Raw genomic sequence first — 26,183 nt, 5'->3', positions numbered from 1 at the left:
AAATTTAATAATTAAACAGAATATTCTGTATTTTATTTTGAAAGATACTGTTTAAAAAATTTACAACCGCAAGTCTTTTATTAATGTTGAGATTTTGCTTTAAAAATGCACCTGTTGAATCTCTTCTTCAATTTCTTTCGGAGTTTCATGTTCTTCTTTGATGAAAATCATGGTAAGGATAGCTCCTAATAACATACATATCCCTCCAACCACAATATAATCAATAGCCTGTTTTCCAAAAACTCCACTTACGATAGGACCTCCGAAAACTCCATTGATAATTTGCGGGATAACGATGAAAAAGTTGAAAATTCCCATATACACTCCCATTTTCTTTTGCGGAATAGAATCTATCAGCATCGCATAAGGCATTGCTAAAATACTAGCCCAAGCAAACCCCAATCCTATCATTGAAATCCACAGACTGTGTATATCTTTTATAAAATACATGGAGATTAATCCCAATCCTCCGCAAGCCAACGCTAAGGCATGAGTTCGTTTTTTACCAATAAACTGAGCAATCGGAGTCAGGGCAAAAGCAAAGAAAATAGCGTAGAAATTATAGCTGCCGAATAAGCTTCCCGTTAAATCTCCGGCTTTATTGAATTCTGCGGAATGGGTATCCTCAGGAGATAGTCCGAAATGATGGGTTGCCAAAGCACTGGTAGTGAAAACCCACATGGTAAATAATGCAAACCAGGAAAAGAACTGCACAATTCCCAGTTTCTTCATCTGGGAAGGTACATTTTTGAAATCTTTGAAAAGGTCTGAGAATTTTGATCCATTTTCTACAATAGGTTTTCCTCCTTCAAATGAGGCAAATTCTTCCGGTGAATATTCTCTGGTCGTAAAAATGGTATATAAAATGGATAAAATCAAAACTGCGGCACCAATATAAAATGCATAAATAACATTATCTGCCACGTATCCTTTTGGAGCCTCGTTGGAAATTCCCATTTTCGTCAGCCAACCTGGTAAATCGGAACCAATCACCGCACCGATTCCAATTAAAATCGTCTGTACAGAAAAACCAATCGTTGCCTGATGTTTCGGAAGCATATCTCCTACCAAAGCACGGAAAGGTTCCATGGCCACATTAATGGAAGCGTCCATCATGGCTAGAAAGATAACTGCCATTACCAAAACATTCGCGGCCATCATTTGAGTTGCAGAAGCGGCATTAGGAAGCATGACCAAACCAATAGCACACAAAACCGCACCAATTAAAAAGTAAGGTTTTCTTCTTCCGAGCGGACTCCAGGTATTGTCTCCCATATGTCCTATAATCGGTTGAACGATCAACCCCGTAATGGGTGCTACCAGCCAAAACCAGGATAATTCGTGAACATCAGCTCCAAAATTGGCAAGAATTCTACTCGCATTTCCGTTCTGTAACCCAAAAGCCATCTGAATTCCCAGGAATCCCATGCTCATGTTGATGATCTGGAGCAGTGATAAATTAGGCTTCTTTTTTTGGCCCAATAACCCGTCTATATTTTTTTCCATTATTTTGTTTTTAATTGTTTGATCAATGCATCTTCAATTGGGGCTTTTTCAGCCACCACTTTATCTACAACGTCGTTAGGAACTGTCACAGAAAGGACGTACTGTCTTACTTTCCATTGTCCGTTTATTTTTTCTACTACTCCTGAACCACGGCAGATTTTCATCTGAGTATCCAGAAGCTCATCAAACCAGGCCAGTTTTCCGTCTTTGCTGAAATAAATGTTTCTTTTAAGGGCAGTGAAATTCCAGGTTCTTTTTTTATCGAAATAAGGTTTTGCCCAAACCATGAATTCTTTTTTACTCCAGATTTCGGTAGCATCTGTCCCGATGAAAGTAGACTCATCCGCGAAATAATTGAAATATCCTTCATAATCAGATTTTGCTGCGGCTATATTAAATCCATCAAGCATTGTACTGATCTCTGCTTTTTCCTTTTCAAACTTATTTTTTGATTGAGCTGAAATTCCGGTAAAACTCAGTAAAAAGAGCATTACCATATAGAGAAATCTTGTTTTTTTCATTTAGAATTAATTGGGGTTGATTAATTATAATTCAATGATCATCGAGGTTTTTGCAGGTATGTTCAAACTATTCTCTAAAGAAACTTCTTTTCCTGAAATAATATCTTTTCCTTTAGAAACGTTTTTAATCCCTTCTGAAAATCTCTTTAAGTTCAGAACCTGAGCTTCTGTGTTATTGTTGATTACTGTCATTACTCGTTCTTTATCATTGTATCGGAAATAAACATACACATTGTTTTCCGGAACGTAATGCAAGGTTTTTCCTGTATGAATCACTTCTTTGGACTTGCGCCAGTTCAGCAGTTTTTTAGTAAAGTCAAAATACTGATTCTGAGAATCGGTTCTTCCGGATTTCACAAAAGCATTATTGGAATCACCATTCCAGCCCCCCGGAAAATCACGGCGAATATCTCCGTCCCCTTTTCCTTTGTCCCCGGCCATTCCGATCTCTGAACCATAATATAATTGAGGAATTCCGCGAACAGTTAAAATTAATGTCATTGCCAGTTTATAATCCTGAATATTGGGATATGACTGATTAAATCTTTGTGTATCGTGATTTTCAGCAAATACGAGGATATTATTAATATTAGGATAAAGAAAATCATTGGCAAAATTATCGTAGACTCTCTGTATCCCGGAATCCCACCCTGAATTCTCTTTAAAAACATGACCTATAGCATCGTGTAAGGTAAAATCCATGACAGAAGGAAGATGAGAGTTGTAGTTTTCTATGGCTGCAATCTTACTGTCTTTCTGCCAATAGGACATTTGCGCCTGATCATGCATCCAGACTTCTCCCACAATGTTCAAATTCGGGTATTCATCCGTAATTCTTTTCGTCCATTCTGCAATTCCCTTTTTGTCATTATAAGAATAGGTATCTACACGTAATCCATCCAGCCCTGCAAATTCTGTCCACCAAACTGCATTCTGAACCATATAATTGACTACCAAAGGATTGCTTTGATTCATATCTGGCATAGTGGTATCAAACCATCCGTCCATACAGTTTTCCGCATCTGTTTTTGCTGCATTGGTATCAAACTGTGTGGTCATCCTGTAGTTGCTTCGTTTAAAGCCTTTTTCACCTTCTTTCCAATAATGAATCCAGTCTTTTGAGGGAAGGTCCTTAATAATCCAGCTTTGTGATCCCCAATGATTGGTCACATAATCCATAATAAGTTTCATATCCCGCTTATGAAGCTCACTAGCTAATCTTTGATAGTCTTCATTAGATCCGTAACGCGGGTCAATTTTATAATAATCGCTCTGTGCGTAGCCGTGATAAGAATATGAAGGTTCATTGTCTTCCAACAAAGGTGTATTCCAAACAGCAGTAACTCCCATATCCTTAAGATAATCCAGGTTTTTGATGATCCCTTCAATATCTCCGCCATGACGTCCTCCCGGATCTTTTCGGTTTGACTTTTCGGCAGTATCTTTGGTGTTATCATTTGCAGGGTTCCCGTTAGCGAAACGATCGGGCATTATAAGATAGATAACATCTTTGGAAGTAAAGGAATCGCGATCAGCGGAATCGGGTTGTCTTTGCTTTAATTGATAGGTATAGGAACCAATGTTCTTTTTCCTGTTTTTAATATTGATCTTAAATTGAGGAACATTAATCTCATTAGTATTTACAGTAAGAAAAACGTAGTTTGGATTTTCAACTTTCTGAATATTTTTAATCTGAATCCCGTCTGAGAGCTCCACTTCATTTTTAGCAATATCTTTTCCGTAAACCAGAATCTGAAGTTCAGGATTTTTCATTCCTTTCCACCAAAAGGCAGGTTCTACTTTTTCCAATGGCTTTTGAGAAAATGCTAAAGCCGCTGCCGAAAGAGCAATTATGGTGTATATTTTTTTCATTTCATCTTGAATTTGATTAAAAAACCTTACAGGTGATTCACCCATAAGGTTTTTCATTATGATTTTCAATCTTAAATTAATTGACGGGTTTGATAGAGATCGCAAAACCTCCGCTTCTTACCATTTTGAAATTAATTTTAGATTTACTTGTAATCTGTTTTTTATAGATGTTATAGCTTTGAGGATTATTAATGTAATCTGCATCTTTTCCGTCTTCATAGATGGTTGCCTCATACTTTTTACCTTTATCCAGGAAAGAGAAATCTACCGTATAATCACGTTTGTTTTCATCTGTAATACCTCCTACGAACCAGTTTTCCGTCCCTTTAGCTTTTCTGGCCGTTACGATATAATCTCCCGGCTCTGCCGATAAGATTTTGGTATCATCCCAGTCTGCAGCCACATCTTTGATAAACTGGAACGCATCCATATGCTTTTTATAGTTTTCAGGCAGGTCTGCTGCCATCTGAATCGGCATATACATCACTACATACAAGGCCAATTGCTTCACTAAAGTGGTTTTAACGAAACGCTGGTCTCCAGGGAAATAATAGTCCAATTTGGTCTGGAAAATTCCCGGTGTATAATCCATTGGGCCTCCCATCCATCTTGTAAACGGTAAAATAGTCTGATGATCCGGATTGTTACCCCCGAAAGCTTCGAATTCTGTTCCTCGGGCTGCTTCAGCAGAAATATAGTTTGGATAGGTACGGCTTTCTCCTGTAGGACGTACGGATTCGTGAGAATTGAGCATGATTTTATAATCATTGGCTTTCTCAGCAATTCTGTAGTAATGGTTAATGGTCCATTGAGAGTAATGGTGCTCTCCTCTCGGAATAATATCACCTACATATCCTGATTTTACAGCATCATACCCGTATTTATTCATCAATTGGAATGCTTTATCTGCCCATCTTTCATAGTTCGTTGCAGAACCGGAAGTTTCATGGTGCATGATCAGTTTAATTCCTTTAGAATGAGCATAATCATTCAACATTTTGATATCAAAATCCGGATAAGGGGTAATGAAATCGAAAACAAATTCTTTTGAGTGGCCGAACCAGTCTTCCCAACCTATATTCCAACCTTCAATAAGAAGCCCGCCGAAACCATTCTCTGCTGCAAAGTCAATATATTCCTTTACTTTATCATTATTGGCTGCGTGTTTTCCATTAGGAGTAAGTTTACTAAAATCAGTTACTCCTAAATGTACATTTTCCGCAGTAGAATAAGCCCACTGCGATTTTCCGATGATCATTTCCCACCAAACTCCCATATATTTTGTAGGGTGGATGTAAGAAGTGTCGGTATATTTTGTAGGTTCATTCAGGTTGAAAAGCATTTTGGAATCCATCACCTCTTCTGCTTTTGGTGAAACAATAATGGTTCTCCAAGGTGTGGTTGATGGAGTCTGGATATATCCTTTTGCTCCCTGTCTGTCGGCTGTAAGATGGGTTTTGAATTTAAAATTCTGGGCATCTACTTCTAAATGCGAAGCAGGATAGTTGAGAACTGCAGCTTCAGCAACATTCACATATAAAGGATCTTTTCCTTCTTTTTTCAGCATTAAAGGGGACTGAACCGCATTTTTGATTAACGTCTGAGAAGCGTTAGAATCGGTAGCACTTTCCCATTTTCCAGGGATTTCAGAAACTTTAGTAGTTTGGTATTTATATTCTTGGGAATCATAGTCAGCTACGATCCACCAGGCTTTCATATCTGTAGGAAAATCAATCTCTGAATCTTCCTCTCTGATGACAAAATAGTTAAGATTTTTCTGTTGAGGAAACTCATATCTGAACCCTAAACCATCATTGAACAATCTGAATTTCACCACAATACTTCTGTCTGTAGAAGCTTGATTAAGTGTAACTGCTAATTCGTTATAATGATTGATATAGTTTTTCTTTTCTCCCAAGACAGGTTTCCAGGTTTCATTTTTGGAATCTCTTTTTTCGTCTGTCTTTGTAAAACCATTGTTCAGATCAAATTTAGCATCTTCCGGTTTTGCAATTTCGGAAGCGAATTTTATAGAGGTATCTTTAAATAATCTCAATCCTAATTTAGAATCCTCCACTACTGTAGCCCCGTTGTATTTCAAGTTATAATAAGGGACTCCCTGTTTTAACTGGAAGTTCATTTCGAACTTTCCGTCCGGTGATTTTAAAGACTGTGCATTAACGCCTGCGAACATCATTGAGAACAATAAAGCTCCAACTGTAATTTTCTTCATAATGACTATTTATAAGTTTTAAAAATAAATAAAGTGCTGCTAAAAAGCAACACTTTACCTTTAAAATTTAACCCTATTTTACTATAAAGGTTGTATTTTGTAAGTACCCATTTTAAGGTCTACTGAAATTTTATAATTTCCTCCGGTTCCATCGAATTTAATGTTTCCGTTGCTTCCTTTCGGACCAAGATATCCTGTGTTTCCATCAGCAGAAATATTTCCCCAATCCAGATCTCCCCAGCTTAGTTGGCCTAGGAATTTAAATTCAGAAGCAGCAGGCAAAGCAATTGTATGCTCGAATTTGCCATTTCCTAAATTAGTCATTGGAATAGCTGCCGCAGAATTCCAACCGTTTACAGTTCCTACCAGATATAAATTGGCAGGATTCCAAACTGCAATCGGAGAAGCTGATACATTAATAGACTTTTGAGTAGCGTCTGCATCAATTACAATTTTATACATTCCTGTAGCCCCCGTAAACTGAATATTTTCAGGAGTGGATGGTGCTAAATTGGTAGACCAGGTTTTGAAATATCTGTTTCCTGCATTCATCCCTGCAACATCTAAACTATAGTTCAGAGGATTCCAGTCCTGCTGTCCTAAGAATCTGAAATATTTCCCATTTTCAAGGTATGTATAGATGGTAGAGAAGTTGTCTTTTTGGTAAAGCAATTGTGAGGTTCCGGCATTCCAACCCACAGCAGAGGCATCACCCACAATATAAAAAGAAGGGTAAGCTGTTAAATAAGTAGTAACAGTAAGAGTCACAACATTAGAGTACAAAACTGTTTTTCCTACTTCCGATTTTAATCTTACCTCAACCGTTGTTGCAACACCAGGTACAAGCCCTGCATCCAACCCCAGTTTATTAAGCTCTGCTACTGTATAAGTAACTTTTAAATCATTTGCTGTAACAATTGATTCACCCGGACTTTGAAAATTGGTTCCTGTTTTTGCAAGCTGTAAAGTATTTTTAAGTGCCACCTGAGTCTGAAACTGAGGATTGGTCCAGTCAAATTTTATTGCTGGGTTCGCTTCATTATCTTTTATTAATACGACACTGGTTTTATCAGCTTTTAAAGTAGGTGTTGTTCCATCCCCCAATATTGCTTGATCTTCATCTTTTTCACATGAGATAAAAAGAATCGCCATCAAAGCAACAGCAAATATTTTAAATAAATGTTTCATTTTAATAGTGTTTTTTTAAAATTAATACCCTTGATTTTGAACCAAATTAGGATTTGCGACAATATCTTTAGCAGGGATCGGATAAAGATTTCTATAGCTTTCAACAGCTTTTCCGTCTTTAATATTTCCTTTCCAAGGCCATAAATAATCAGCTGTAGTAAATCGTCCGTATCTGATAAGATCCGTTCTTCTTGTCATTTCCCAGGATAATTCTCTTGCTCTTTCATCTAAAATGAAATCCAGGTTAATAGCAGTAACATCTCCGCTTGTATTTCCATAAGCTCTTTGTCTTAACTGATTGACATAGCCAATAGCAGTTGGCATACTTCCGTTACCTCCTCTAAGGGTAGCTTCAGCATACATCAGATAAATATCCGCTAAACGGTACAATGGAATATCAGCTTCCACCCAGTTGTTGTGTGCTCCCGGCGTTCCATCGCTTTTCACATTTTTGAATTTAATGAAAGCGTACCCGTCGTTGAATGAACCTAAATCATTGATCTCAAGGTTTTGTCCACTTGTATAGAAGTTTCCTCTTTTATCTGAACCATTGGTAGGGAACTTTCCAACGAAAGCCTTTGTTGTTCTGATCCCACTCCAACCTCCATTGATTCCGAAATCAGCAGCAGGCATTGTACCTCCTACAGAAGCGTGAACCAAATAAGTAGTCCCTCCATTTGTCTGGGTATTAATTCCATCGAAATTAACCGTGAAAATCGCTTCAGGGTTATTAACATTGTTATCAGCTAAGAATAATGAGCCGTAATTAGATTTTAATGAATACCCTGCTCCGATCACTTTGTTACAGTATGTAATACAGTCATTATTTCTCTGTGTTCCTGTATATACACCCGCATTCAAATACAATCTTGCCAATAATGACCATGCGGCTGCTTTATCTGCTCTACCATACGCATTTGCTTTTGGGTCTTTTAATTCGTTGGCACAAGTTAATAGTTCTTGCTCAACATAATTAAATAAAGCTGCTCTTTCAATTCTTTGAGGCGGGTTTACAGAACCCGGAATATAGCTTTCATCTACAAAAGGTACGTTTCCGAATAAGTCCAAAGCATGATAATAAGATTGTGCTCTCAAAAATCTTGCCTCTGCACGCATATATTTTGCCTCGGTCAGGTCATTCCCTGTAATATTATTAGAGGCGAGTTTTTCATCCGTTACATTTCTTAAAAATTCATTACAGAAAGCAATCTCTGCATAAATTCTATAATATAATGCAGCAATAAATTCATTGGAAGAATCCCAAGTCATTTTATGGATTGTATGAAGGTTTCCGTCATTCCACCCGATTACTGCTTCATCTGTAGAAATTACCTGCATAGTGTATAGCAATCTGGTGTATTGAGAAAACCCACCATTGATACCGTTAATATCGCTGTCAGGATATGTTCCACCATCTCCACTTACTTGACCTCCCATTGCTAAACCTCCGTAGAGCTTAGCTAAAGCATTAGGATAATTTTTAAAATCTGCAAACACACTTGCAGAGGTAACATCCGTAATAGGCTCTCTTTCTAAGTCCTTAACACATGAAGTTGCTGACAACAGTCCAACTACAGCAGCTGTTAAGATTATATTTCTTGTTAATTTATTTGATCTCATCTCGCTAACTAATTAAAATTGAAAATTAAAACCTAATGAATAAATTCTAGGCATTTGATAATAACCATTGTCTATCCCTCCGAAAACTTCAGGGTCAATTCCGGAATATTTTGTAATTACAAAAACATTCTGTGCCATTCCATATACTTTTAAATTACTTCCTTTAGAAAATACCTGTCCGAAATTATATCCGATATTGATATTATCTAATCTTAGGAATGATGCATTTTCCACATAGATATCAGAGAAGTATTGTGGTACTGCAAACTGATATTGCGGTGCTGTAGAATATACGTTCTGTAAATATTCATTGGTAGAGGCAGATTGTAATGAGCTGTTGGAAGCCGCGTTGTTATACACATAATTTCCTAATACTGCTCTTGCGCTTAATCCGAAATCCCAATCTTTATAAGATACTTTTGTAGAGAATCCTAGAATAGCATCCGGAGTAGTAGATTTGTAATAGTACTTATCAAAAGTATCTATTTTTCCGTCTCCGTTTCTGTCTACATATACTCCGTCAACAGGTTTCCCGTTGTTATCATATACTTGTTGATACACCCAGAAGGCATTAGGAGCGTATCCTACAGCATGAGCCTGGATCGTATTTCCTGCACCACCTTCAATTCCTCCTACCGGAATGTTGAATGTAGCATCTGCTCTTTCTAAAAGCTTGGTGATTTCTGGTTTGTAATGGGTAGCATTGAAGCTTACTTCCCAAGTTGTGTTTTGGTTTTTAACCGGAATTACAGTAATACTACCTTCAATCCCTTGATTTTCCATATTTCCTACGTTAAGTAAGTTTTGGTTACTCAAGTCTCCTGCTGCAATACTAGTATTCACTAATAGGTTTTCAGTATCTTTTCTGAACCAGTCAATAGATCCTGTAATTCTATTGTTAAGGAATCCGAAATCTAGACCAACGTTCTTAGTAGTAGTGGTTTCCCAAGTAAGATTCGGGTTGTAGATATTAGGACGGTACATGAAGTAAAACTGATTACCGAATTGATAATTAGCTCCCACGCCACTCGGGTTGTATGCAGCATAAGCTGGATAATTAAATGGTTTGTTTCCATCTAATGCCGGTAATTCCTGTTGTCCTGTTTTACCCCATCCTGCTCTTAATTTCAAATTGCTGATGGAAGAGATATTCTTTATGAAGCTTTCCTCATTCAACTTCCAAGCAACAGAAACTCCTGGGAAATTCCCCCATAAATTATCTCTTGTTCCGTTAAAGAATCTGGAAGATCCGTCTCTTCTGATCGATCCTGAGATCACATATTTATTAGCAATTGTGAAAATCGCTCTTCCATAGAAGGAAAGTAGTGTATTTTGAGTTTCAAAATCATTATTAACCTGAGTTGGAGCATTTCCTTTATAGTTAATAGATCCCGGAATAATAGTTCTGAAATCCTGGTAAGAATACCCTGCTGTAAGGTCTACTCCTGTGTTAATTGCAGAAATATTCTTTACATAATTGAAGTAAGTCTCTAATAGCTTATTCTTTTTCTCCATACTGTAAAGGCTCGCGCTTCCCTTATCATTAAATCCGGCCTTATATCTTGCATCAATTTTCTTTTGTCCTTCACTCTTAGTGTAATCGTATCCAGCATTCACATTGAAATGTAATTCTGGCAAGAAATGAAACTTATAATCTAACTGAACGTTTCCCAGTCCTCTGGTTACTGAAGAAACGTCATGAATTGCCATTAAAGATGCTAATGGATTTGCGTTAGCATTTACGTTTAATCCACCATTCAGAAGCCATTCATAGTATCCGCCATAATTGGAATTACCGGAATATACGGGCTGAGTTGGATCAAAATAAGTTGCAGATTTAATTACACCTCCGTCAGCAAATCTATTGTCCGTAAATGTTCCTTTTGCATTCACATTTACTGATAAATGATTGTCAAAAAATTTAGGACTTAAATTCAAGCCTACAGATGTTCTTCTGAAAGAGTTGGTTCTTACGATACCATTCTGCTCATTGTACCCAATGGATAAACGGTAAGGCAGTCCTTTGACACCTCCCGAAAATGCGACATTGTTATCTGTTCCCCATGCTGTCTGATAAATAAGATCCTGCCAGTTTGTGTTAGCAGTTCCTAATTTTGCTTTGTAAGCGTTAGAAGCATACGTATTCACAAAATTTCTGAATTCATCAGCATTCAAAACATCTACATTTCCCATTTTTTCAGAAATAGAAGCTACTGTAGAGAAGTTTACCTTAAATTTCCCTGCACTTCCCTTTTTTGTTGTAATCAAGATAACCCCATTTGTTGCACGGTTACCATAGATTGCTGTAGCAGAAGCATCTTTTAAAATGTCAAATGTTTCAATATCATTAGGGTTAATCAATGATAATGGATCTGAAGCTCCGTTTACTCCCACGAAATCTTGAGGAACTCCGTCAATTACGATCAAAGGAGAGTTATTTCCATTCAATGAAGCTGTGCCTCTGATTCTAATCGCTGTTCCGGATCCAGGTGCACCACTATTATTGGTGATCTGCACTCCCGGTGTTTTACCTTGAATCAATTGTCCGGCTGAAGTTGCCCCGCCATTGAAGTCTTTTGCTGTTACAGAGGTGATGGAACCGGTAACATCAGATTTTTTCTGCTTACCGTAACCGATCAATACAACTTCTTCAATTTTGTTTTCCTTAGTTATAGAATCTTTTGTCTGCGCATGGATTACTGTACTTGCCAGTAAAAATGCAGGCGCAATTTTTAATACCGTTGTAAAGTTTTTCACAATATTGTCTTTTTATAGTTTCTTATTTTTGTACAATCACATTGGGTAGAACCCAGACTCGCAATTTATAAAAAAATTATAATTCCCATCAATTCATTGAAAAATTTAGTGAATTTATGTATATTGATTGTTCAAATTTTACTAAAATATTGTTTCTCATCTTTTTACGTTAAATTATGCTTAACATAACAACAGGATGTTTTTAATAAAAAGTTAAACAATTGTTTAACTAAATGTAATATTCCACTCTTCCAACTGTTAAAAACTCGTTAAAAAAGTACGTTCTGTTTTTCTTTAGATATTCCTTATCTTTGCAGTTAAAATTTTACTATAAAATGTCAAACAGGAAGATGATTACGGCTGCTTTGCCTTACGCAAACGGTCCGGTTCATATAGGACATTTGGCGGGGGTGTATATTCCTGCGGATGTTTACGCGAGATTTCAAAGAAGATTAGGAAAAGATGTTGCATTTATCTGTGGTTCGGATGAGCACGGGATTCCTATTACTATCAGAGCTAAAAAAGAAGGCGTTACGCCTCAGGATATTGTGGATAAATATCATGAGATCATTAAAAAATCTTTTGCTGATCTGGGAATCTCATTTGACGAATATTCAAGAACGACTTCTAAAAAACATTACGAAACAAGCCAGGATTTCTTCAAAACCCTTTATGAAAAAGGAAAATTCACTGAAGAGGTTTCTGAACAGTATTTTGATGAACAGGCTAATGAGTTCTTAGCAGACCGATATATTGTGGGAACATGCCCAAATTGCGGCAATGAAAATGCGTACGGAGATCAATGTGAGAAGTGTGGTTCTACCCTTTCTCCTTCTGAGTTGATCAATCCTAAATCGATGTTGAGCGGAAATGTTCCTGTTCTTAAAGCTACGAAAAACTGGTATCTTCCATTAAATGAATATGAAAGTTTCCTGAACGAATGGATTATTGAAGGTCATAAAGATGATTGGAAGCCAAATGTTTACGGACAGGTAAAATCTTGGTTGAACGATGGTTTAAAACCTCGTGCTATGACAAGAGATCTCAACTGGGGAGTTCCTGTACCCCTTCCAGGTGCTGAAGGAAAAGTACTTTATGTATGGTTTGATGCACCGATCGGGTACATCTCTTTCACAAAAGAATGGGCAGAAAAGAATGGAAAAGACTGGAAGGATTACTGGCAAAGTGAAGGAAGTGACTTAGTTCATTTCATCGGGAAAGATAATATTGTATTCCACTGCATTATTTTCCCATCAATGATGAAAGCTCACGGAGATTACATTATGCCGAAAAATGTTCCTGCTTTTGAATTCCTGAATCTTGAAAACGATAAAATCTCCACTTCAAGAAACTGGGCGGTTTGGGCCCATGAATATGTGGAAGATTTCCCTGGACAACAGGATGTACTGAGATATGCTCTTCTTTCTTCTGCGCCGGAAACAAAGGATAATAATTTCACATGGAAGGATTTCCAGACCAAGAATAATTCTGAATTGGTTGGAATTTTTGGAAACTTCATCAACAGAGTTGCTGTTTTAATTAATAAGAACTTTGATGGAGTTATCCCAGAAGGTGACATCAATGCTCCTGAACTTGAAGAGATTGGCTTTAAAGCAACAGAAATAAAAAATTATCTCGAAAATTATGAATTCAGGAATGCACTAACATCATTTATGAATCTGGCAAGATTTGGTAATAAATATCTGGCAGATGAAGAGCCTTGGAAAACCATTAAAACTGATTTAGAAAAAACTAAAAACATTTTATTTATTGGAGCCCAAATCGCTGTTGCATTAGGAAATTTAGCTGAGCCTTTCCTTCCTTTTACAGCACAGAAAATCTATGACATTTTCAATGTCAAACAAATGAACTGGAATGATATTGAAAATTCAAAAGTTTTAATTGAAACAGGCCATAAAATAAACGTAGCTCCGCTTTTATTTTCTCAAATAGAAGATGACGTTATTGAAGCGCAGATTCAGAAATTAGAGCAAACAAAACAAAACAATAAGAAAACCAATCCTAACGCTACTCCTATGAAAGAACAAATCAATTTTGATGATTTCACGAAGATCGACCTGAGAACAGCTACTATTATAGAGGCTGAAAAAGTGGAAAAAGCTGACAAACTTTTAAAACTTACAGTTGATACAGGTGTAGATGTGAGAACGGTAGTTTCCGGGATTGCGGAAAGCTTTACTCCGGAAGAAGTAATCGGAAAGCAGGTAATGATTCTTTTAAACCTGGCTCCGAGAAAGATCAGAGGAATTGAATCTCAGGGAATGTTGCTTTTAACTACTAAATCAGATGGTAAGCTGTCATTTGTAACTCCGGATGATCAGGTAGAAAACGGTGTTGAGATCGGATAATTCAATATAATAGATATAAAAAAGAGACTACAAAATTGTAGTCTCTTTTTATTGATCACAATGTCATTCTGAATGAAACGTAATAAAATGAAGAATCTCAATCATAATAAAATGACTAAGTGATTCTTCGTAAGAATGACAAAATACAGTACTATTTCTTAATAAGTTTTGCCAGGAAAGAATCTTCGCTTTGCAACACCTTTTCAACCTTAAAGCCATTATTTTCAGCGGCATTTTGTAAGGTTTTAAAATCCAGGTACAGCCATTTAATGGGATCTTCGGATTCTCCTTTATAATGAACCACATAATCCAGCTCACCGTAATATCCACCGGCAGGAATATATACTCCGCCGTCTTCATCACGGTCAAACATATACAGGATATCTGTGCTGTCGATTAAAATCTGTCCGTTTTTATTCAATAACGTATGTAATTTCTGAAGGTAGATATCAATCTTGGCAAGGCTTTCAAAAATACCGGTACCATTCATCAATAATACAATGGTATCGAAAGTTTCTCCGGCAAAATCCAGCATGTTTTTGCAGACGGCATTTTTTACGCCCCGCAGTTGACAGACTTCAATGGATTTCGGGGATATATCTAAAGCGACAACATCCAGTTTCTTTTCATCTTGAAGGTATAAACTGTGGGAGCCCGCTCCGGCTCCAATATCCAGAACTTTCCCCTGTGCCAGTTGAAGAGCTTTCTGTTCGATCTCATTCATCTCATCAAAGTCTCTGAAGAGATAATCCACCGGAAGTTCATCCAGCTCAGAAATTGAGGTCTCCGTCTGCAAATCTTCAGGATTTTCATGATGATAATAATCCCAGATGGCTTTTCCCATTAAATCTTTCATACCTTTTTTTAAGGGCACAAAGATACTGTTTTTGACATTTTTAAAGCAACTATAAAAGTAAAGCTCCATTGAAAATACAAATGAAGCTTTACCAAAATGAAAAACAAGGTTTCGTTAGACCACAGGTCCTGCTGCGTCTTTTATTTCTTCTAATATTTTTTTTCTTTCCCGTAATCTTCTTCTGGCAATAACGGATTTACCGCCAAGCATTCTGATAAATCTTACATATTGGAAGCGTTCTCTTCCAAAATGATGTGTTAACACATATCCTAACACTCCAAATCCAGCCAAAATAATATATCCGAATATCTTTTTACTTGCAATGATGATCGCATTGAGTTGTACAAGCTTGATATTGGGAGCCAGTGTTTGCGGCGTAATGGTCATTCCATCCACATAAACCGCCAAATCTCCTACTGCTACGATCTGAAAATGATACTGGAACCATGAATACAATGCTGAGAAAACCCCTACAGCTAAAAACGTTCTCCATACCAACACAAGACCAATTGCAGCTAACATATCATCCAATTCAAGCTTATCCAGGGTGTAGAACCAGATGGAGATAAATAAGGAGCCCATTCCGTAGCCTTTCAGAAACATGGGCAAATACCATCTGTCAAAGCTGAACTCCAATGTCATTGAAAAATACATGATCATGGTGTACCCCAACATGGCTGAAAATCCTGAAAAGATGTACATTTTCAATGGTATTTCTTTTTTAAACCAGAATACAGCCACAATTCCTGCTAATACAATTCCCGGAACCATCAGAACATTCAACTTCGCATTAGTTAATTGATCATACCCTAAAACACCAACTCCAAAGGTATTCTGGATGGAAGTTGTTCCTAAAAACATTCCCAACAACAACAGCATCAGTAAACCATGTCTTACATTGTTTTTCTTGAATATTTTAAAAGACAGGTAAGGTCTTTTTAATGTAAGCTGGCGGATTGCCAATAAAGCGAAGCTTACAAAAGCTGCAATACTCGCATTCATAATCTTTGCAGAATTCCACCAATCCTGTTGTTTTCCAAACGAAAAGACATATGCTGAAAACATGAATGTGGAAACAAATAATATAATACTCAGCCAATCAATATAATATAATGGTACCTTCAGTGCAAAATACTGGTTATGCATAAATATCCAGCATAATAAAGCCATTCCCAGACATATTACTGATGCTATAATAAAAAACTGCTGCCAGTTATAAAGAATGGAGACTTCCACCGCATAATAGCTTGCAACCTGGCTTAACGTCAAAACAAAAGCATAGAAAACCCCATAAAACACTCCTCTGTTTCCCATCATAACCATTAAAGGCAAAAAAAGTTCAATGGCTACCATCATTTTGAAAAATCCAATGAACAGTGAAGTTGCTACGATCACCATTGGTTGTAAAGTCGTAGCATTCACAAAGCTTAGAGCTCCCAAAAGGATAAACAACACGGTTAATTTATGACGTATCTTAAACCTCATCTTCATTCTCAGAACCAAAGGCATTGCCGCACCCATCCCGATTGTTGTAGCGTAATTTGCCCACAAAAAATACTCGGAAAGTGCACCGGTACCTCCTACCATAAAGCTGATATTTCCTGTGTAAACACCACCAAGCGGCATTACTATCATCAGCATCAATACGATCAGCAGAAGCTGTATGGGTTTGGGTACCCAATCATTGAAAAGTCCTTTATTGTACATGATTCAGAAGTTAGAATTGTGAATTGTCAATGGTGAGCAGAAATTACAGGATTGACTTGCAAAGCAAAATTCACTATTCCCCATGACTATCATTTATTTGGTTTTTTGAGCTATATTAATATTCATATTCATTCCCGCTCGAAGTTTATTGACTTCTTCTTTTTTATTAGAAGCCGTAAACTCAATTCTTACAGGAATTCTTTGCTGTACCTTGATAAAATTACCTGTGGAATTATCTGTAGGCACACTTGAATATCTTGAGCCTGTAGCTGCGGATATCGCTGTTACAACTCCTTCAAACTTCTGTCCGCCCAACGCATCTGCCGTCATCATCATTGTATCACCAATCTTTATATTAGGCATCTGGCTTTCCAAAAAGTTGGCTGTTACCCATTTTTGTCCGTTTAAAACGATTGTTGCCACTTGCTGACCTGGTTGGATCAATTGTCCTTCGGAGATGGTTCTTCTTCCCATCACCCCGTCATAAGGAGCTGTGATTACTGTATAGGAAAGGTTAATTTTTGCCATATCCAGCGCCGCTTTCGTTCTTTTGATCTCAGCATCATTAATTCCCAGTCTGCTTTTTACCTCAGTTGTTGAAAGGTTAGCCGACTGCTTTTGATTCACCAGAGTTTCATACGCTGCTTTTTGTGCATCATACTCAGTTTTTACCTGGTCATATTGTTGTCTGGTAACGGCTTCTGCTGCCAAAAGGTTTTTATATCTGTTCAAATTTTGTTCGGCGTTCCAAAGTCTGGCCTTTGCACCTGCAATATTGGATTGCATTACATTGATATTATTGGAAACCGTATTCACGGATGAACTTGTTGCTGTACGTTGAGCCAATGCATTTTGATATGCAGCTTCCGCCTGACCCAATTGCGTTACAATTTCACGGTCATCTAAAATAACAAGGGTATCCCCTTTTTTTACCTGTTGATGTTCAATAAATTTGATCTCTTTGATATAAGCCGGAACTCTTGTATTGATCGGATTGATAAATTCCTCCACTTGTGCTGCTTCCGTATAACTTTTATCCCCGATGTGAAAATATTCACGGATCAGCCAGAATAATCCGAAACCGATCACTAGAAAAACAATAAGATTTGAAATAATAGCTCTGATCTTATTTTTTCTGGTTTCCTTTTTTTTAATCGCTCCGCTTGATGTTGCCGGAGTGTTTGTATTTTGAGTTTGTTCCTTGTTTTCCATTGTTTTGTTTTTTCAGTTGGTAAAAATTAAAGTGTGCCTGTAGATTTTAAAAGATTATAATATTGATACAGTACGTTGATCTCGGCATTGGCATAATCCAGTTCGGATTGAAGCTTTTGATTCTGCGCATCAATCATTTCCGCCTGTACGGCTAACTGATTCAAATATTTAGCTTCGGTGATTTTATAGTTTTCTTCCGCCAGTTTTTTCGCATCATTTAAAATTTCTGCCTGTTGAATGGATTCCTGATATTTTACATAGGCTGCATTTACTCCCATCTCAACATTCTGCTGTACCAAAGTCATGGCATCATTCGCCTGATTTTTCTGAAGCTCACCAAGCTTGATTCTTTCTTTTGTTTTAAATAAATTGTCAATATTATAACTCAAAGACACTCCTGTTTGCCAACCTCCGGAATACATATCCAGAACAGGATTTCTTGTCGTGATCGGACGTTGCAGCGTATAGCCTCCAAATCCAGCTAAAGTTGGCATTTTATCAGTTTTAATGATTTCAATATTCTTATCGGCAACATCTATATTCGTTTTGGCCGATTTCAACAACGGATTATCGTTGTGCGCCAATTCCATGTAATATTCTAAGCCGATGCCGGATTCTTTATTGGAAAGATTCTCTACAGGTATTATTTCAGTTCCGGAAGGTAAACCTAAAGCTATATTCAGGTTATAGTTCAGTATTTTTCTGTTGTTCGCTAAAGTCAGAATTCCCTGATCCAGATTTTTAATAACCAGCTCACCACGGATCACTTCATTTCTTGTCACCATTCCCTGCTGATAAAATTTCTGGATATTCTTTAGCCTTTCCTGAGCAAGTTTTTTATTATTTTGAAATACCACTTCCTGGTTTAAAATTTTATAAACATCCAGGTAATTAGAGATCACTAAGAACTTTACATCCTGTTTGTTCTTTTCAAGATCAAGTTCAGATAATTGCTCGCGAAGACCTGCCATTTCAATAGATTTATTTACCAGTCCGCCTTTAAAAATAAGTTGGGTGGCCTGTACGGAATAAGAGCTTCCATAATGCGGCATAGGAATATTCGTAGAATTGGAAAAATCCTTATCTATGGCAACGGCATCTCCTAAATAAAACTGACTTGTTGAAGCCGTTATCGTAGGAAGCTTTTGAAGTTTCACCACATCCGTTTGCTGTTTGGCTATATCTATATTTTGAGCTGAAACTTTTAACTGCTGATGATTTTGTACTGCCATTTCAGCCACTTCACTCGCTGTCATCTGTTTTTCCTGTGAAAAAAACAGCGTAGGAATGAGAGCTATCGCTAAGGATAGTGCTGTTTTTACGTTATTTATCATTTTACCTTGTTTTACAGATGCAAAGTTATAGCACCTATAAAGTCAAACAAATGTTTGATTTTTGGAAAAAGATGTTCAAATGTAGGATTTTTACTTTTTGAATTGATTTCGATATTGAGAAGGGCTTACTTCCAGATGCTTTTTGAAAAAATGAGAAAAAGAATATTGATCACTGAAACCGAGCATTGATGAAACCTCAGAAACAGGTTTTTCTGATGAATTTAAAAGTACTTTAGCTTCATTCATCACGATCAAAGCGATAATTTCGCTGGCGGACTTTCCTGTAATGGATTTTACGACTGATGAAAGATGTCTGGTTGTAATGGATTGACGTTCTGCATAAAATTCCACCATTCTTTCTGTATGATAATAAGTGGTAAGGTCAGTCAAAAAATTAAAAACAATTTCTTCCTGTCTGGACATGCGGCTCATAGAACTGTCATCTTCTTTGGAAATAATTCCGGCCATCTGATAACAGAACACGGAGAACAGGTGCTCTATAATTTCCTTTTTATAGATCACCCCGGTTTCAGAATCTAATATATACTTCAGAAAATTGACACTCTTCCATACCATTTCCATTTCATCTTCATGAAAGGGTACCCCCCTGTTCATCTGCTGCCTGAAATAGCGATAGGTAATCAGTCTGTTGAATTTTAAAGACAATGCCGAAATAAATTCTCTTTTGTAAGATACCATTCTGGACTGGAAATCATCGCTTACGGAAATCATTTCATACACGGTCTGCGGATCCGTCACCATAAACATATTCGCCGAAAGCTCCAGATCACTGAAATGCTGCCGAAGCTTTATGGTTCCGGTTTTCACAAAAACAAAAGCCGGATTGTCGGGACGAAAAGGTTTATCGACAGATATTCTCTCGAAAATATTATGCTGAGTGAATATCTCAACTCCGAATTCTTCTAGGACAGACATAACACAAATGTAACCAATATCCGACGCTATTACAAAATTTTATTATTTTCGTACTGATAAGTCTTCAACCCATGAGAAAGATCGATTTACTTTTTGCAGAATACTCTGAAAGCCATAGAAACACAATCAACAAGCTGATCCATTGGATTTGTGTTCCTTTGATTTTCTGGACTATGTTAGGTTTCATTTCTCTTGTTCCTTCAAAATCCATTTGTCTCATATACATTGGCTGCATAAGCTTTGTAAGTCTTGTTGTAATAGCTTTGATTACTCTTTTTTATATGAGGCTTTCCTTTCTGATCGGTTTTATTATGATTCTCATTATGATTCTGATGGAAAGTTTTGCCTATGGCCTCAATACCCGGTTTGAGCAACCATGGCTTATTTACCTTATCATCTTCGTAGTTACATGGGTTTTACAGTTTATAGGACATAGAATAGAAGGAAAGAAACCATCTTTCTTAAAAGACCTGCAATTCCTGTTAATAGGCCCGATCTGGCTTTTAGGCTATGTTTTAAAAAAACTGGGAATAAGGTATTAATCTTCTAAAGCATAGACTGCAAAACTGGCCAGCCAGTGATCTCCGCCATAATTCCCCTGGAAAAGTAATGGTAAACCATTAGCTAAGAATTTATCCGCTGTCTGTTGAAAATTCTTTTTTAATGGATGATTATCCGGAAGAGATTTGGCAATTCCTTTCATACACCATGCTTTCGAAAAGGACAATCCTACAAGATGCACGGTCTGATAATCGCTTAGATCACTCACCACCGGGATCTTTTCTATATTTTCCAGGCTGCGTTTTTCGTAAAAGCCATTCAGCCATTTTATGTATTCTTTTTGAGGAAGCACTCTTCTCATCAAATCTGCGATTTCAAGGCTGGGAGAAAAAAAGTCTGAACCATCCGGTTCTAAATAAGCAGGTGTTTTCTGGTCATTTAAATAGAAATATTTCGCTTTTTCTATCAATTGGTTCTCAAAATCCTTATCCTTATTTGCTCTAGCCCAGTCTATCGCAAAGCCCATAGCAAAAGCTGTATTTGGATGTACTCCTGTCCTGTTGGGATAGGTTTGTTTAGGCAAATAGGTTTTCCAGGATTTCAAAATCTGATCTGTCAGAGGCTTTAAATTCTGGTGCCATATTTTTGCTTTCGGGTGATTCCAGGTAGTAAGTTCTTCATCCAGCTTTAACAACCACGCCCAACCATATGTTCTTTCAAATGTAGTAGTTAATTGATATTGGGTAAAATAATCTGCTTCAGATTGTAAATTTTCTTTTCTGAACGAATGGTCCAGAATACTTTCAATGTCTTTTGCATTTGACAACCCGGGTTTTGTCTTTAATAAACGAACCAGCATCCAATGTCCATGAACTGAGCTATGCCAATCGAAACAGCCATAAAAACTCGGATGCAAGTCTTTGGGTGATAAAGAAACTTCTTTTTCATTATTGATGATATGGGCTGTTTTATTCGGATATTCCTGATTGATACAATGTAATGGCTTATCGGAAAGCTTCACTGCCATTTCATCTGTAAGTTTGGGAGCTTCCTGAGCGTAAATTAGAAATGGAGAGAATGCAAATACTAAAAGACTTTTTTTCATGTAATAAAAATATAAAATTATTTGATCTTTCAAAAAATCAATAAGAAAATCAATAATTCATATAAATATTTAAATAAATCATCATAATTTTTCCAAAAATTTATATGAAAACTTATTTTGAGCATAGTTTTTGATCATATCCATAAAAACTTTTTTATGAAAAATATTTTCCTGCTTTTATTATTTTTAATTATTATTCAATGTAATAAATCTGAAAATCTTGCCCAGCCTGAATCCGTTATGTCCCCTATGGCGATAATTGAAGATGATAAAGTGGCTGCAATGACTGATGCTTCTCCTGAAGCTCCACCTCCTCCACAAGAAGTTACGCCTAAGAAAATAGATACTGTTTCTAAAAAGGTGATCAAAAATGGCAACATGACCATTCAGGTAGGTGATATTAAAAAAGCTCATCAACAGGTCAATAAAATTATTAAAAATAATAAGGCATACGTGCAGACCGAAGAATTCTGAAATACTGATACTGACGAGAATTTAAATCTGATCATCCGTGTTCCCCATAAAAATTTTGATGCTCTCATTAATTCTTTTTCTGACGGATTAGGTTCTGTAGTATCAAAAGAAGTTTCTTCCGAGGATGTTACAGAAGAATATACGGATGTTTCGATTAAACTGGCCAACAAAAAAATATATCTTGAAAAGTACCGCAATCTTCTTAAAAATGCAGCTTCTACAAAGGATATGCTTGAAATCCAGGAAAAAATACGAGGACTGGAAGACGAAATTGATGTCGCAGAAGGCAGGCTTCGTTTTATTGATGACCGTGTCAATTACAGCACCCTGAATCTAAGCTTGTATAAAGAAAAAGTAAGAAGCTCTGCTACTTCAAAAATTGGCTTCGGAAGCCGTTTCGCTGATTCACTGACAGAAGGCTGGAACAGTTTTGTAGGTTTTATTCTTGGACTGGTTTCACTTTGGCCATTCTTACTGATTATTCCAATTATCATTTATCTGTGGAAAAAATGGAGGGCAAGAAAGAAAAAATAAAAGAAACCGGATATTGTTATCCGGTTTTTTGATATTCTAAACATTAAAATAATTCTTAACGGTGTCCAGTACTTTTTCCTCCGGCATTTGCTGTGCAGTATCTAAAGTAATTTTCAGGTTTTTGTACTGGGCAGTATCGTGAAGATAGTGTTTCAGTTCTTCCTGAGTTACTCCCGGACCAGTAATATATAATTCCTGGGTATTGGTCAGTAAATTTTCCACTTCTTTAAAGAATTTAATTCTATTTGTTCTTTCTGCATTGTTCCCGGCATTTTCACTGGAGTTTCCATGTTGGATTTCCGCTTTTACAGGTTTACAAAGAAAAAATTCAGAAGTATTTTGGGAATCGTGGTTTTTTGCTACAATAGCCTTTTCGGTATCTATCCAGATCCCGGCTAATCTTTTATCAGACATAACTTTAATTTTTTAATTATTAAAAAAATGTCCAATTTGTATGCAAAACATGGGTTAACGAAGTGTTAAAGTAGTAAATTCTTTTAAGGTTTTTCAATATCTAATCTGCATAATCTGCGAGAGAAAAAACTATTTTCCTAAAACAAACACCGCCGGAATTTTATGAAGCTCCGGTTTGTGTTTTTGCCATTCCTTTATCATTTTGGTTTTGATGAATTCATGCTCTGCATCATTGATATTAGCGGCAATACATAGTTTAGTATTCGGAGAGAGAAACTTACAAAGGTCTTCAAAAAGCTGATTATTTCTATAAGGTGTTTCCATAAATAGTTGAGAATATCCTGTTTTCTGAACCAAACTCTCCAAATGAAGAATCTGTTTTTTCTTTTCTCCTTTATCTATAGGAAGATAGCCATGAAAAGTAAATTCCTGACCATTAAATCCACTGGAAATTAATGCTAAAATAATTGATGAAGGCCCCGAAAGGGGAATTACTCTTATATTTTTTTCATGACACCACTTCACAATTAAATTACCAGGATCTGCAATACACGGAAGTCCGGCTTCCGATAATAAACAGAAATCCTGACCTTTCAGCATCAACTCCTGGGCTTCTTTTATATCTGCATTTTCTGTATACTTATCCAGTAAAAATAATTTTAAATCCGATTGTTTTTTTTCCGGAGCAAAGAACTTAATGACTTTTCTGGCTGTCTTTTCATTTTCCACAAAGAAATAGTCAGTCTGCATGATATAGTCTTTCAGAATGGGTGAAAAGTGGGTAATCGGTGTATTTTCAGATAAATAAGCTGGAAGTAGAAATAACATGGTAGTAGATTATGAGTTAAAGAGTAGCGGTTACGAGATTCGGGTAATGGATACAAGAATTGAAAGATCCAGGTTATGAGGTATGCGTTGTAGGATTATTGAGCTGTTCTGCGATTTTATCACATCCTTTATCCAGCAATTGAAATACGTCTTCAAAATCTTTCATATCTCCCCAATACGGATCGGGAACTTCAGCATTTTTATGATCACCCAATACCTCAAGAAATAAAGAGATTTTCTGTCGCTGTTCTTCATTCTTCGCTTTTGAGATAACATCTTCGTATACATCGATATCCATGCAATAGATCTTATCAAAATTATTCAGATCTGCATTGGTAATTGGTCTTGAAACCTGTTTGGAAATATCTATTCCGTGATTGGCAGCTGTTTTAATAGCTCTTTTATCCGGATGCTCTCCTTCATGCTGGGAAATTGTTCCTACAGAGTCTACAAAAAAATCATGTGAGAGCTTGGTCTTCATAATGCCTTCTGCTAAAGGGCTCCTGCAAATGTTTCCCAGACAAACCATTAATATTTTCATGATGCTACATCTATTTTAAATTGTTGAAAGATACTGACAAAACTAAATAAAAAATGAAGAATAAAAATTATTCTCCATTCTTGTTATTTTAATTAATAATCTTAATGTTTGATTCTTTCCGTAAGTTCTTTTACGTATTTCTTTACTTCCTTATCTATTTTGGAAATATCTTTGATCGTTTCACAGGCATACATTACTGTTGAATGGTCTTTTCCGCCCATTTCTTCTCCAATTTTTGTGAATGTGGCATTCGTGAACTCCTTAGCAAAGTACATCGCCAATTGTCTGGGTAATGCAATCTCTCTTTTTCTTGTTTTAGATAAAAGCTGCTCTCTCTTAATTCCGAAATAATCACAAACCACTTCCTGAATGTAAGGAATATTAATGATCTTCTTCTGATTTGCTGCAATTTTATTGATGGTTTCCTTCAATAAATCCAAACTTAAATCTGATTTATAGATGGTAGAATATGCAATTACGGAATTAATTACTCCTATAAGTTCTCTTACATTGGTCTTAGCTTCTGAAGCCAGAAAATCCAGCATATCTTCTGTGAGAACAATTCCGTCTCTGCTCAGTTTATCAATGATAATTTTCTTACGGGTATCATAATCAGGAGATTTGATCTCTGCGGAAAGTCCCCATTTGAAACGCGAAACAATCCTGTCCTGAATATCCATAATATCTGCCGGAGCCTTATCTGAAGTCAGGATGATCTGTTTTCCATTCTGATGCAAATAATCAAAAATATGGAAGAAGCTGTCCTGTGTTGCGGATTTACCTGAAAGGAACTGGATATCATCAATGATCAGAACATCCACCATCTGGTAAAAGTTGGCAAATTCTGTTTGTTTATGAGCTTTTGCCGCTGATATGAATTGCTGGATGAATTTTTCAGAGGATAAATACAATACGACTTTGTCCGGAAACTGGCTTTTCACTTCCAATCCTACCGCCTGTCCCAAGTGGGTTTTACCAACACCATATCCTCCATATAAGAATAACGGGTTGAAAGCCGTTGCTCCTGGTCTTTTCGCAATAGATCTCGCTACTGTAGCAGCAAATTTATTGCTTTCCCCTTCTACGTAATTGTCAAAAGAGAAATCAGATTTCAGGTTAGAATCTATATTCACTTTTTTGATTCCCGGCACTACAAAAGGATTTACAATATTGGATGAAAAGCCTTGCGGCATTGTTTCCTGTACTTTCGGGGTTGGTACGCTTTTCCCTTTCATATTCATGGTAACGGGCTTTTCTAAACCGTTCGGCTTATTTTCCATTACAGAATACCAAAGTTTCACTCCTTTACCTATATTTTTCTTCAGGGCAGCAGAAAGTAAAGAAAGGTAGTTATCTTCAATATACTCCTTATAAAAATCACTCGGAACCATTAATGTAAGATTATTGTCAACCAATGAAATTGGCTGTACTTTATCAAACAGTAAATCGAAAGATTTCTCAAGTTTCTTCAGATCAGAGTTATCCTCAGCAGCGTTCAGATTATCACGCATGAACTGAAGACATTTCTGCCATATCATCATTAAATTTTCATCCATATTTATGCCCCGATTATTGAATGGTTAGTATTTTTTTTAGAAGGAAGACAAAGGTCCAATTTTTTATTTTTAAAAAAAAATATTGCAGGTATTGATTATTTAAAAATATATTTGTATGT

Annotated in this window: 20 protein-coding genes and 1 pseudogene; 4 read left to right on the top strand and 17 right to left on the bottom strand. The window is 36.6% G+C overall.

Annotation, left to right across the window (positions count from 1 at the left end; all coding sequences use genetic code 11):
* Window positions 1–99: 99 nt before the first annotated feature.
* From EGI05_RS00280 to EGI05_RS00250, 7 genes are all read right to left on the bottom strand, one after another.
* Complete coding sequence (locus EGI05_RS00280; protein ID WP_123261083.1) at window positions 100–1,506, bottom strand: MFS transporter; 1,407 nt, start codon at window positions 1,504–1,506, stop codon at window positions 100–102.
* Window positions 1,506–2,027: a nuclear transport factor 2 family protein gene (locus EGI05_RS00275; protein ID WP_123261082.1), complete on the bottom strand. Its 522-nt coding sequence runs from the start codon at window positions 2,025–2,027 to the stop codon at window positions 1,506–1,508. Before EGI05_RS00275 ends, EGI05_RS00280 begins: the two co-directional genes overlap by 1 nt.
* A gap of 24 nt (window positions 2,028–2,051) precedes the next feature.
* The gene (locus EGI05_RS00270; RefSeq protein ID WP_123262531.1) at window positions 2,052–3,899 is read right to left on the bottom strand and encodes a glycoside hydrolase family 13 protein; all 1,848 of its coding nucleotides are present in this window, start codon (window positions 3,897–3,899) and stop codon (window positions 2,052–2,054) included.
* Window positions 3,900–3,975: 76 nt separating this feature from the next.
* A complete protein-coding gene (locus tag EGI05_RS00265) occupies window positions 3,976–6,132 on the bottom strand; it encodes a glycoside hydrolase family 97 protein (RefSeq protein ID WP_123261081.1) in 2,157 nt (718 codons plus the stop codon).
* Window positions 6,133–6,213: 81 nt separating this feature from the next.
* Entirely contained in the window at window positions 6,214–7,320 is a 1,107-nt protein-coding gene (locus tag EGI05_RS00260) for a SusE domain-containing protein (protein ID WP_123261080.1), read from the bottom strand.
* 21 nt (window positions 7,321–7,341) lie between these two features.
* Entirely contained in the window at window positions 7,342–8,940 is a 1,599-nt protein-coding gene (locus tag EGI05_RS00255; protein WP_123261079.1) for a RagB/SusD family nutrient uptake outer membrane protein, read from the bottom strand.
* A gap of 12 nt (window positions 8,941–8,952) precedes the next feature.
* Entirely contained in the window at window positions 8,953–11,697 is a 2,745-nt protein-coding gene (locus EGI05_RS00250; protein WP_123261078.1) for a SusC/RagA family TonB-linked outer membrane protein, read from the bottom strand.
* 335 nt (window positions 11,698–12,032) lie between these two features.
* On the opposite strand from EGI05_RS00250, the gene metG reads away from it, so the two are divergent.
* Window positions 12,033–14,066 (top strand): methionine--tRNA ligase, encoded by a 2,034-nt coding sequence (metG, locus tag EGI05_RS00245; protein WP_123261077.1) that lies wholly within the window; start codon window positions 12,033–12,035, stop codon window positions 14,064–14,066.
* A 151-nt stretch (window positions 14,067–14,217) separates the two neighbouring features.
* Here metG and EGI05_RS00240 read toward each other — a convergent pair whose 3' ends face one another.
* From EGI05_RS00240 to EGI05_RS00220, 5 genes are all read right to left on the bottom strand, one after another.
* On the bottom strand, window positions 14,218–14,922 hold the full coding sequence (locus EGI05_RS00240) for a class I SAM-dependent methyltransferase (protein WP_123262530.1): 705 nt from the start codon (window positions 14,920–14,922) through the stop codon (window positions 14,218–14,220).
* Between the two features lie 114 nt (window positions 14,923–15,036).
* Window positions 15,037–16,629 (bottom strand): MFS transporter, encoded by a 1,593-nt coding sequence (locus tag EGI05_RS00235; RefSeq protein ID WP_123261076.1) that lies wholly within the window; start codon window positions 16,627–16,629, stop codon window positions 15,037–15,039.
* A 93-nt stretch (window positions 16,630–16,722) separates the two neighbouring features.
* Entirely contained in the window at window positions 16,723–17,841 is a 1,119-nt protein-coding gene (locus EGI05_RS00230) for an HlyD family secretion protein (protein ID WP_123261075.1), read from the bottom strand.
* Window positions 17,842–17,867: 26 nt separating this feature from the next.
* Window positions 17,868–19,175 (bottom strand): TolC family protein, encoded by a 1,308-nt coding sequence (locus EGI05_RS00225; protein ID WP_123261074.1) that lies wholly within the window; start codon window positions 19,173–19,175, stop codon window positions 17,868–17,870.
* A 90-nt stretch (window positions 19,176–19,265) separates the two neighbouring features.
* Window positions 19,266–20,111 carry a helix-turn-helix domain-containing protein gene (locus EGI05_RS00220; RefSeq protein WP_123261073.1) on the bottom strand — a complete coding sequence of 282 codons (846 nt, stop codon included), beginning with the start codon at window positions 20,109–20,111 and terminating at the stop codon, window positions 19,266–19,268.
* A 71-nt stretch (window positions 20,112–20,182) separates the two neighbouring features.
* Between EGI05_RS00220 and EGI05_RS00215 the strand changes: the two genes are divergently transcribed.
* On the top strand, window positions 20,183–20,653 hold the full coding sequence (locus EGI05_RS00215; RefSeq protein ID WP_123261072.1) for an Mpo1 family 2-hydroxy fatty acid dioxygenase: 471 nt from the start codon (window positions 20,183–20,185) through the stop codon (window positions 20,651–20,653).
* Here the strand turns inward: EGI05_RS00215 and EGI05_RS00210 are convergent.
* Entirely contained in the window at window positions 20,650–21,717 is a 1,068-nt protein-coding gene (locus EGI05_RS00210; protein ID WP_123261071.1) for a DUF2891 domain-containing protein, read from the bottom strand. The genes EGI05_RS00215 and EGI05_RS00210 overlap by 4 nt on opposite strands.
* A gap of 156 nt (window positions 21,718–21,873) precedes the next feature.
* On the opposite strand from EGI05_RS00210, the gene EGI05_RS18075 reads away from it, so the two are divergent.
* Complete coding sequence (locus tag EGI05_RS18075; protein ID WP_228428517.1) at window positions 21,874–22,191, top strand: DUF4349 domain-containing protein; 318 nt, start codon at window positions 21,874–21,876, stop codon at window positions 22,189–22,191.
* Window positions 22,192–22,209: 18 nt separating this feature from the next.
* Window positions 22,210–22,725 (top strand): annotated as a pseudogene (locus EGI05_RS18070) (DUF4349 domain-containing protein); the annotation flags it as partial.
* 36 nt (window positions 22,726–22,761) lie between these two features.
* On the opposite strand, the gene EGI05_RS00200 reads toward EGI05_RS18070, so the two are convergent.
* From EGI05_RS00200 to dnaA, 4 genes are all read right to left on the bottom strand, one after another.
* Window positions 22,762–23,139: a hypothetical protein gene (locus EGI05_RS00200; protein ID WP_123261070.1), complete on the bottom strand. Its 378-nt coding sequence runs from the start codon at window positions 23,137–23,139 to the stop codon at window positions 22,762–22,764.
* Between the two features lie 129 nt (window positions 23,140–23,268).
* A complete protein-coding gene (locus tag EGI05_RS00195; protein ID WP_123261069.1) occupies window positions 23,269–23,967 on the bottom strand; it encodes an SAM-dependent methyltransferase in 699 nt (232 codons plus the stop codon).
* Between the two features lie 73 nt (window positions 23,968–24,040).
* Window positions 24,041–24,508 carry a low molecular weight protein-tyrosine-phosphatase gene (locus EGI05_RS00190; RefSeq protein ID WP_123261068.1) on the bottom strand — a complete coding sequence of 156 codons (468 nt, stop codon included), beginning with the start codon at window positions 24,506–24,508 and terminating at the stop codon, window positions 24,041–24,043.
* A 101-nt stretch (window positions 24,509–24,609) separates the two neighbouring features.
* Window positions 24,610–26,064 carry a chromosomal replication initiator protein DnaA gene (gene dnaA / locus EGI05_RS00185; protein WP_123261067.1) on the bottom strand — a complete coding sequence of 485 codons (1,455 nt, stop codon included), beginning with the start codon at window positions 26,062–26,064 and terminating at the stop codon, window positions 24,610–24,612.
* Window positions 26,065–26,183 lie beyond the last annotated feature (119 nt).

It is taken from the genome of Chryseobacterium daecheongense (assembly GCF_003729955.1).
GTDB lineage: Bacteria > Bacteroidota > Bacteroidia > Flavobacteriales > Weeksellaceae > Chryseobacterium > Chryseobacterium daecheongense.
The sequence above is the reverse complement of the archived record's forward strand: the minus strand, read 5'-3'. Positions and strand labels throughout refer to the sequence as shown.

Excerpts from the sequence above, each read along its gene's own strand:
- EGI05_RS00195 (WP_123261069.1), bottom strand. The coding sequence starts at position 23,967 with ATGTTATTTCTACTTCCAGCTTATTTATCTGAAAATACACCGATTACC.
- EGI05_RS00215 (WP_123261072.1), top strand. The coding sequence starts at position 20,183 with ATGAGAAAGATCGATTTACTTTTTGCAGAATACTCTGAAAGCCATAGA.
- EGI05_RS00280 (WP_123261083.1), bottom strand. The coding sequence starts at position 1,506 with ATGGAAAAAAATATAGACGGGTTATTGGGCCAAAAAAAGAAGCCTAAT.
- EGI05_RS18075 (WP_228428517.1), top strand. The coding sequence starts at position 21,874 with ATGAAAAATATTTTCCTGCTTTTATTATTTTTAATTATTATTCAATGT.
- EGI05_RS00225 (WP_123261074.1), bottom strand. The coding sequence starts at position 19,175 with ATGATAAATAACGTAAAAACAGCACTATCCTTAGCGATAGCTCTCATT.
- dnaA (WP_123261067.1), bottom strand. The coding sequence starts at position 26,064 with ATGGATGAAAATTTAATGATGATATGGCAGAAATGTCTTCAGTTCATG.
- EGI05_RS00230 (WP_123261075.1), bottom strand. The coding sequence starts at position 17,841 with ATGGAAAACAAGGAACAAACTCAAAATACAAACACTCCGGCAACATCA.
- EGI05_RS00270 (WP_123262531.1), bottom strand. The coding sequence starts at position 3,899 with ATGAAAAAAATATACACCATAATTGCTCTTTCGGCAGCGGCTTTAGCA.
- EGI05_RS00240 (WP_123262530.1), bottom strand. The coding sequence starts at position 14,922 with ATGAAAGATTTAATGGGAAAAGCCATCTGGGATTATTATCATCATGAA.
- metG (WP_123261077.1), top strand. The coding sequence starts at position 12,033 with ATGTCAAACAGGAAGATGATTACGGCTGCTTTGCCTTACGCAAACGGT.
- EGI05_RS00255 (WP_123261079.1), bottom strand. The coding sequence starts at position 8,940 with ATGAGATCAAATAAATTAACAAGAAATATAATCTTAACAGCTGCTGTA.
- EGI05_RS00260 (WP_123261080.1), bottom strand. The coding sequence starts at position 7,320 with ATGAAACATTTATTTAAAATATTTGCTGTTGCTTTGATGGCGATTCTT.
- EGI05_RS00200 (WP_123261070.1), bottom strand. The coding sequence starts at position 23,139 with ATGTCTGATAAAAGATTAGCCGGGATCTGGATAGATACCGAAAAGGCT.
- EGI05_RS00275 (WP_123261082.1), bottom strand. The coding sequence starts at position 2,027 with ATGAAAAAAACAAGATTTCTCTATATGGTAATGCTCTTTTTACTGAGT.
- EGI05_RS00210 (WP_123261071.1), bottom strand. The coding sequence starts at position 21,717 with ATGAAAAAAAGTCTTTTAGTATTTGCATTCTCTCCATTTCTAATTTAC.
- EGI05_RS00190 (WP_123261068.1), bottom strand. The coding sequence starts at position 24,508 with ATGAAAATATTAATGGTTTGTCTGGGAAACATTTGCAGGAGCCCTTTA.
- EGI05_RS00235 (WP_123261076.1), bottom strand. The coding sequence starts at position 16,629 with ATGTACAATAAAGGACTTTTCAATGATTGGGTACCCAAACCCATACAG.
- EGI05_RS00265 (WP_123261081.1), bottom strand. The coding sequence starts at position 6,132 with ATGAAGAAAATTACAGTTGGAGCTTTATTGTTCTCAATGATGTTCGCA.
- EGI05_RS00220 (WP_123261073.1), bottom strand. The coding sequence starts at position 20,111 with ATGTCTGTCCTAGAAGAATTCGGAGTTGAGATATTCACTCAGCATAAT.